We start from the raw sequence: 7,918 nt of genomic DNA on the forward strand, positions 1-7,918 counted from the left end.
CCTTCCGTGCAATGCAGGGAAGGCGTTTTAACAGGAGATACGGAAGGCTTAGCGTGCAGCCATCGCGTTGCCGCCCGGGGTCAGCAGCGAGAAGCGGTGGTTCATCTCGGCGGCAGCCATCTTGAAGCGTGCCAGTTCTGCCGAGGTCAGCGGTGCCTGGGTCAGGCCTTTGAGTGCGCTTGGATCGCGGGCGACATTGGCCACGCGGAACTCGTAGTGCAGGTGGGCGCCGGTCGACCAGCCGGTCGAGCCGACGTAGCCGATCACCTGGCCCTGGCTGACCTTGGCGCCCTTGCGCATGCCGGTGCCGATACGGCTCATGTGGGCATAGGCGGTGCTGTAGTTGTTCCAGTGCTTCAGGACGACCATGTTGCCGTAGCCATTGCCCACACCAGCGAAATCGACGGTGCCGTCGCCGGCGGCGCGGATCGGGGTGCCGGTTGGCGCGGCGTAGTCGATGCCCTTGTGCGCTTTCCACTTGCCCGAGATCGGGTGGATACGGTTCGAGAAGCCCGACGACACGCGCGAGAAGGCGATCGGCGACTTGAGGAAGGCTTTTTTCAGCGACTTGCCGTCCAGGCTGTAGTAGCCGCCCTGCTTGCTGACCGGGTCTTCGAACCAGACGGCCTGGTAGCTGGTGCCGCGGTTGATGAATTCGCCAGCCAGGATGCGGCCGGTCTTGACCATTTCGCCGTCGAGCCAGAAGGTTTCGTAGACGACGTTGAAACGGTCGCCACGCTTGATGTCGTTGCGGAAGTCGATGTTGGTCGAGAACATCTGGACGATTTCGCTGACGACGGAATCCGGGATCGAGCCGCCGTCGACATTCGCGTCGGTGGCCGAGTAGAGCGAGGAGGAATTGATCTGGCGCGAACGCATTTCGACGCGGCGCTCGAGCTTGGCAGGCGCCTCGCTGGCCACGAAGCCTTCGCCCTTGCGTGCGATGGTCAGGATCGTCGGTGCGTTATCTTTGCCGGGGATGGTGGCGCGCAGCGAGAGCAGCAGGCCGTTTTCATCGGTCTCGGCTTGCAGGCGCTTGCCGTTTTTCAGCGCCAGCACGCGGCGGGCGAGTTTGTCGGTGCGGATGAACTTTTGTGCGTCGGCGTCGTCAACGCCCATGCGGCTCAGGGTGGAACCGATCGAGTCGCCGGAACGAACACTTTCCTGACGGATGAATTGCTGTTCGTCTTCCTGCAGCGCGGCGATCTGGTCGGCCAGGTTTGGCAGGGCCAGGTCTTCGGCAACCGATTTGACCGGCATGTCTGCTGCGTCGGGGGCGATCGGAGCGACGGCGACTGCGCCGAATGCGCACAGCGCCAGGGCGACCGCGCCGGCGCCGACGATGCGGGTCTTGCGACTCGTGTCGGCCAGGCCGAACCAGCGTTTGCCGGTGATTTTATGTATAGGGTTCATGCAATCAGTTAAAATTTACCGCTTGAACTTCTCACCTATTTTGTTCTTGTTGTTTTGAAAAGTTTTCTTACGGCAAGATTGATGGGATCGAGCATTATACCAAACTACGCGCTCCTACAACCGTTTTAGCCATATTCCTACAAGAAATTTATGACATCCTCCGCGACTTCAGGTAATAGCAATTTAGCAAGTAATGCCGTTCTGCCCTTGTCGGACAAGGTGCAGGAGGCGCTTGCGATCACCAAGCGCGGTGTCGACGAACTGCTGATCGAAAGCGAATTTGCACAAAAGCTGGCCCGCTCCGAGCAAAACGGCGTACCGCTGCGCATCAAACTGGGCGCCGACCCGACCGCGCCCGACCTGCACCTCGGCCACACCGTGGTGCTGAACAAGCTGCGCCAGCTGCAAGACCTCGGCCACGAAGTCACCTTCCTGATCGGTGACTTCACCTCGATGATTGGCGACCCGTCGGGCCGCAATGCCACCCGCCCGCCGCTGACCCGCGAGCAGATCGAGGAAAACGCACAAACCTACTTCCGCCAGGTGGGCCTGATCCTGGACCCGGAACGCACGAAGATGCGCTACAACTCTGAGTGGTGCGACCCGCTGGGCGCGCGCGGCATGATTCAACTGGCCTCGCGCTACACCGTGGCGCGCATGATGGAACGCGACGACTTCACCAAGCGCTACAAGAGTGGGACCCCGATTGCTGTTCATGAGTTCCTCTATCCCTTGATGCAAGGCTACGATTCGGTCGCTTTGAAATCAGACCTTGAGCTAGGTGGAACGGACCAGAAATTCAACCTGCTGGTTGGCCGCGAACTTCAGAAAGACTACGGGCAAGAACCGCAGTGCATTCTGACCATGCCGCTGCTCGAAGGCCTGGACGGCGTCGACAAGATGTCCAAGTCCAAGAACAACTACATCGGCATCACCGAGGCGGCCAACATGATGTTCGGCAAGCTGATGAGTATTTCCGACACCATGATGTGGAAATATTTCGAGCTGCTGTCCTTCCGTCCGCTGGCCGACATCGCCGCCCTGAGGGCCGCCACCGAAGGCGGCGCCAACCCGCGCGATGCGAAAGTGGCGCTGGCCAAGGAAATCGTCACCCGCTTCCACTCGGCCCAGGCCGCCGACGATGCGCTGGCCGATTTCGTGAATCGCTCGAAAGGCGGCATTCCTGACGACGTGCCTGAAGTAAACGTGTCAGGCGCGCCGCTGGGCGTGGCCCAGTTGCTGAAGGCTACCGGCCTGTGCGCCTCGACCTCGGAAGCCATGCGCATGATCGACCAGGGCGGCGTGCGCATCGACGGCGGCGTGGTGAGCGACAAGGGCCTGCAAGTCGAGGCCGGCACCTTCGTGATGCAAGTCGGCAAGCGCAAGTTCGCCCGCGTGACCTTCACTGGATGATCGCCCTGCTGCAACGCGTCAGCCACGCCAGCGTCGTGGTTGACGGCGCCACCATTGGCGCGATCGAGGCCGGCCTGATGGTGCTGGTCTGCGCCGAGAAGGGCGACACCGAACGCGAGGCCGACGCCTTGCTGGCCAAGCTGCTCGGCTACCGCGTGTTTTCCGACGAAGCCGGCAAGATGAACCGCAGCGTAACGGATACCTGCGGCGCCTTGCTGCTGGTGCCGCAGTTCACGCTCGCCGCCGACACCCGCTCCGGCACCCGTCCCTCGTTCTCGCCGGCCGCCAGCCCGGACGACGGCCGCCGCCTGTTCGATCATTTCGTGCGCCAGGCATGCACACGGCATGGCAAAGTTGAAACCGGTCAATTTGGCGCGGACATGAAAGTATCGCTGACCAATGACGGACCGGTGACGATCTGGCTGCGTGTTGATCCGGTCGACGTCAAGCGCTGAAACCCGTACTGCCTCATGGCGGTCAATAGAAAGGAGTCCCACTAGGGAGATCGTGATGAAAATCTGGAGTGATTCGTTTACCGAAGGCGGCCTGATTCCGCCGGAATGCGCTTTCGCCGTCATCGACCCGGCCACCCACGTGCGCCTGTCGAGCAACCGCAATCCCCACCTGGCCTGGGACGACGTACCCGCCGGCACCCAGTCGCTGGTGCTGCTCTGCCACGACCGCGACGTGCCGACCGACGGCACCGACGTCAACAAGGAAGGCAAAACCGTTCCCGAAGACCTGAAGCGCGCCGATTTCTATCACTGGACCCTGGTCGACATTCCGCCCAGCCTGAAGTCGCTGGCCGAAGGCCAGTTCTCCGACATGGTCACGCCGGGCGGCAAATCCGGTCCGAACCTGCCTTTCCTGGTCAAGAACGGCACCGAGCACCAGCTGCGCCAGGGCACCAACGACTACACCGGCTGGTTCGCGGCCGACCCCGACATGGCCGGCGAGTACTTCGGCTACGACGGTCCTTGCCCGCCCTGGAACGACGAGCGCGTGCATACCTACGTGTTTACCATCTACGCGCTGGACATCGCCCAGCTGCCGCTGGAAGGGACCTTCACCGGCCAGGAAGCACGCCTCGCCATGCGCGGCCACATCCTCGACGAGGCCCAGATCTTCGGCGTGTACTCGCTCAATCCCCAAGTCGCGTCCACGCTGTAATCCCACGCCCCGGTTTCCGGGGCTATTTCTTCTTCATGCAAAACACACCTCCTACCCGGATCGTGCTGATCCGCCACGGCGAAACCGCCTGGAACGCCGAACGCCGCCTGCAAGGCCACCTCGATATCGACCTGAATGCCGAAGGCGAGCGCCAGGCGCGCGCCCTGGCCGCGGCGCTGGCCGGCGAACACGTCGACGTGCTGGTGTCGAGCGACCTGGCGCGCGCCGCCCAGACCGCGAAAGCCCTGGGCGACAAGCGCGACCAGCCGCTCTACATCGACGGCCGCCTGCGCGAACGCTGCTACGGCGGCTTCGAAGGCTTGCTGTATGCCGAGATCGAACAGCATTTCCCAAAAGAGTTTGCCGCCTGGCAGGCGCGCGACGTCGATGCCGTGCTGCCGCCGGGGAAGAATCAGGGCGAAACCTTCCGCCAGTTCTATGACCGCGTGGTGCCTGCCATCCTCGGCTGGGCCGAAGACAACCTGGGCAAGTCGCTTGCGCTGGTGGCCCATGGCGGCGTGCTCGAGTGTGCCTACCGCGCCGCGCTCGGTTTGCCGCTGGAAACGCCGCGCGACTTCAAGGTATTGAATGCCAGCATCAACCGCTTTATCGTACGCGACGGCAAGCTCGAGCTGGTGAGCTGGGGCGAGGTGGACCACCTGCGTCCGGCCGTGATGGATGACCTCGGGTAGCCATTAATTTTCCGGCTGTCCACAGTAAATTGTGCCGTTCGCGACAGTTCGCGAAAAATTTTGCTGATAATTTGAGCAGCGATTCGGGTAAAATAGCAGGTTCCCGCAAATTCTTACCCCATTCCCGCTGTGCAAATCGGTCCGTATTTACTTCGCAATAATGTCTTTGTCGCACCCATGGCGGGTGTGACCGACCGTCCGTTCCGCCAGCTGTGCAAGCAATTGGGCGCGGGCTATGCGGTTTCGGAAATGGCAGCCTCGAACCCGCGCCTGTGGGCCAGCGAAAAGACCAGCCGCCGCACCGACCACGAAGGCGAAATGGAGCCGAAGGCGGTGCAGATCGCAGGCGCCGATCCGCAAGACCTGGCCGATTGCGCCCGTCACAACGTCGAGCGCGGTGCCCAGATCATCGACATCAACATGGGTTGCCCGGTGAAAAAGGTGTGCAACAGCTGGTGCGGTTCGGCCCTGCTGCAGCACGAAGACCTGGTCGAGCGTATTTTAAATTCAGTGGTGCAAGCGGTGGACGTGCCGGTGACGCTGAAGTTCCGCACCGGCTGGGACCGCGAAAACAAGAACGCGCTGCGCATCGCGCGCATGGCCGAGCAGGCCGGCATCCAGATGCTGACCCTGCACGGCCGCACCCGCGCCGACGGCTACAAGGGCGAGGCCGAGTACGACACCATCCGCGCCGTGAAGGCGGCGGTCGGGATTCCGGTGGTCGCGAATGGCGACATCACCACGCCGGAAAAGGCGAAATTTGTGCTGGACTACACCGGCGCCGATGCGGTGATGATCGGCCGCGCGGCCCAGGGCCGGCCCTGGATCTGCCGCGAAATCGACCATTACCTGCGCACCGGCGAACTGCTGCCGGCGCCATTGGTGGAAGAAGTGCGGCACCTGATGAACGAACACCTGCCGGCGCACTATGCCTTCTACGGCGAGTATGTTGGCGTGCGTACGGCGCGCAAGCACATCGGCTGGTACGTCGAGGATTTGCCGGGTGGCGAGGAATTCCGCCAGCGCATGAACCGGATGGAATCGACGAGCGAACAGCTGGATGCGGTGGATAAATTCTTCCAATCCCAACTGGGGTTCGGCGAGCGGTTACAATACCGGCCCGCGCAGCCTGACGTTGAGGCACAAGCAGCATAAAAGTAGTCAAACAAGAATAAGAACGATGGGGACGTCGCCACGCGGCGAAGCAAACACTAACCAGGATGAAGCAGCAGACATGAGCAAAGAGAGTATCCAGGAAGTTGTCCAGAAGAGCCTCGAGGACTATTTCAATGACCTGGGCGAGCAGAAGCCGACGAATATCTACGACATGATGGTCATGACCGTCGAGAAGCCGATCCTCGAAGTGGTGATGACGCGTGCCGACGGCAACCAGTCGCACGCGGCCCAGATGCTGGGCATCAACCGCAATACCTTGCGCAAGAAACTGCAAGAGCACGGACTGCTCTAACGCTTGCCGGCACGAGTGGCCGTGCGCGGGCGCGGCCAGTATGGCGTGCCCTGAATCCGCACAACATTTTCATCAACCTTGGCCACTCCCATGATCAAACAAGCTCTCATTTCCGTCTCCGACAAGACCGGCGTGCTCGATTTTGCGCGCGCGCTGTCTGCGCTCGGCGTCAACATCCTGTCGACCGGCGGCACCGCCAAACTGCTGCAGGACAATGGCGTGCCCGTGACGGAAGTTGCCGACTACACCGGCTTCCCGGAAATGCTCGACGGCCGCGTGAAGACCCTGCACCCGAAGGTCCACGGCGGCATCCTCGCACGCCGCGATTTCCCCGAGCACGTGTCCAAGCTGGAAGAGCACGGCATTCCGCAGATCGACATGGTCGTGGTGAACCTGTATCCCTTCCAGCAGACCGTGGCGAAAGAACAGTGCTCGCTGGAAGATGCGATCGAGAACATCGACATCGGCGGCCCGACCATGCTGCGTTCGGCGGCCAAGAACCACAAGGACGTGGTCGTGATCGTCGATCCGGCGGATTACGGCGTGGTGCTGGCGGAAATGAAGGGCGCGGGCGAAGGCACCGGCGCCGTCAGCTATGACACCAAGTTCCGCCTGGCCAAGAAAGTGTTCGCGCACACCGCGCAGTACGACGGCGCCATCACCAACTACCTCACCAGCCTGGGCGAGGACAAGCAGCACGCCACGCGTTCGTCGTATCCGCAGACCATCAATATGTCCTTTGAAAAAGTGCAGGACATGCGCTACGGCGAGAATCCGCACCAGGGCGCCGCGTTCTACCGCGACATCACGGCTGTCGACGGCGCGCTGGCCAACTATCGCCAGCTGCAGGGCAAGGAACTCTCGTACAACAACATCGCCGACGCCGATGCGGCCTGGGAATGCGTGAAGTCGCTCGGTGGCGCATTGGGCAACGCTGAGCAGCCGGCCGGCTGCGTGATCGTCAAGCACGCCAATCCGTGCGGCGTGGCGATCGGCGTGGATGCGCTGGACGCCTACTCGCGCGCCCTGCAGACCGACCCGACCTCGGCCTTCGGCGGCATCATCGCCTTCAACGTGGAAGTCGACGGCCGTGCGGCCGAGGCGCTGGCGAAACTGTTCGTCGAAGTGCTGATCGCACCGTCCTTCACCGCGGAAGCGCGCCAGATCATGTCTGCGAAACAAAACGTGCGTTTGCTGGAAATCCCGCTGGGCGCCGGCCAGAATGCCTACGACGTCAAGCGCGTCGGTGGCGGCCTGCTGGTGCAGTCGCCGGATGCCAAGAACGTGGGCCTGGGCGAGCTGCGCGTGGTCACCAAGAAGCAGCCGACCCAGCAGCAACTGCAGGACCTGATGTTCGCCTGGCGCGTGGCCAAGTTCGTCAAGTCGAACGCCATCGTGTTCTGCGGTAACGGCATGACCCTGGGCGTGGGGGCAGGGCAGATGAGCCGTATCGATTCGGCGCGCATCGCCTCGATCAAGGCGCAGAACGCGGGCCTGTCGTTGGCCGGTTCGGCGGTGGCGTCGGATGCCTTCTTCCCGTTCCGCGACGGGCTGGACGTGGTGGTCGATGCAGGCGCGACCTGCGTGATCCACCCGGGCGGCTCGATGCGCGACCAGGAAGTGATCGATGCGGCGGATGAGCGTGGCGTCGTGATGCTGTACACCGGGACCCGTCACTTCCGTCATTGATTTTTGTAACATGGCCTGTGCCGATGCGTTGTCACGCGGCGGCGCAAGCGTAGGGTGGGCGCCCCGGGCCCCC

At 62.5% G+C, this 7,918-nt stretch carries 8 protein-coding genes; 7 read left to right on the forward strand and 1 reads right to left on the reverse strand.

Translation table 11 applies throughout. The annotated features are described in order from the left end of the window. Positions 1 to 48: 48 nt before the first annotated feature. Positions 49 to 1,413: a peptidoglycan DD-metalloendopeptidase family protein gene (locus QPK31_RS21345; protein WP_290424893.1), complete on the reverse strand. Its 1,365-nt coding sequence runs from the start codon at positions 1,411 to 1,413 to the stop codon at positions 49 to 51. 150 nt (positions 1,414 to 1,563) lie between these two features. Between QPK31_RS21345 and tyrS the strand changes: the two genes are divergently transcribed. From tyrS to purH, 7 genes are all read left to right on the forward strand, one after another. After that, positions 1,564 to 2,826, forward strand: a complete 1,263-nt coding sequence (tyrS, locus tag QPK31_RS21350; RefSeq protein WP_290424894.1) for a tyrosine--tRNA ligase — start codon at positions 1,564 to 1,566, stop codon at positions 2,824 to 2,826. Continuing rightward, the gene (gene dtd, locus QPK31_RS21355) at positions 2,823 to 3,281 is read left to right on the forward strand and encodes a D-aminoacyl-tRNA deacylase (RefSeq protein ID WP_290424895.1); all 459 of its coding nucleotides are present in this window, start codon (positions 2,823 to 2,825) and stop codon (positions 3,279 to 3,281) included. Before tyrS ends, dtd begins: the two co-directional genes overlap by 4 nt. A 55-nt stretch (positions 3,282 to 3,336) precedes the next feature. Further along, a complete protein-coding gene (locus QPK31_RS21360; protein WP_290424896.1) occupies positions 3,337 to 3,996 on the forward strand; it encodes a YbhB/YbcL family Raf kinase inhibitor-like protein in 660 nt (219 codons plus the stop codon). Positions 3,997 to 4,031: 35 nt separating this feature from the next. Beyond that, positions 4,032 to 4,688: a histidine phosphatase family protein gene (locus QPK31_RS21365; protein WP_290424897.1), complete on the forward strand. Its 657-nt coding sequence runs from the start codon at positions 4,032 to 4,034 to the stop codon at positions 4,686 to 4,688. Between the two features lie 129 nt (positions 4,689 to 4,817). Further along, on the forward strand, positions 4,818 to 5,843 hold the full coding sequence (gene dusB / locus QPK31_RS21370; protein ID WP_290424898.1) for a tRNA dihydrouridine synthase DusB: 1,026 nt from the start codon (positions 4,818 to 4,820) through the stop codon (positions 5,841 to 5,843). Between the two features lie 79 nt (positions 5,844 to 5,922). Beyond that, a complete protein-coding gene (locus tag QPK31_RS21375; RefSeq protein ID WP_056338842.1) occupies positions 5,923 to 6,156 on the forward strand; it encodes a helix-turn-helix domain-containing protein in 234 nt (77 codons plus the stop codon). A gap of 90 nt (positions 6,157 to 6,246) precedes the next feature. Further along, positions 6,247 to 7,845, forward strand: a complete 1,599-nt coding sequence (gene purH / locus QPK31_RS21380; protein WP_290424899.1) for a bifunctional phosphoribosylaminoimidazolecarboxamide formyltransferase/IMP cyclohydrolase — start codon at positions 6,247 to 6,249, stop codon at positions 7,843 to 7,845. The last annotated feature ends 73 nt before the right edge of the window (positions 7,846 to 7,918 follow it).

The sequence above is a fragment of the Massilia sp. YIM B02769 genome (assembly GCF_030411995.1).
Lineage (GTDB): Bacteria > Pseudomonadota > Gammaproteobacteria > Burkholderiales > Burkholderiaceae_D > Telluria.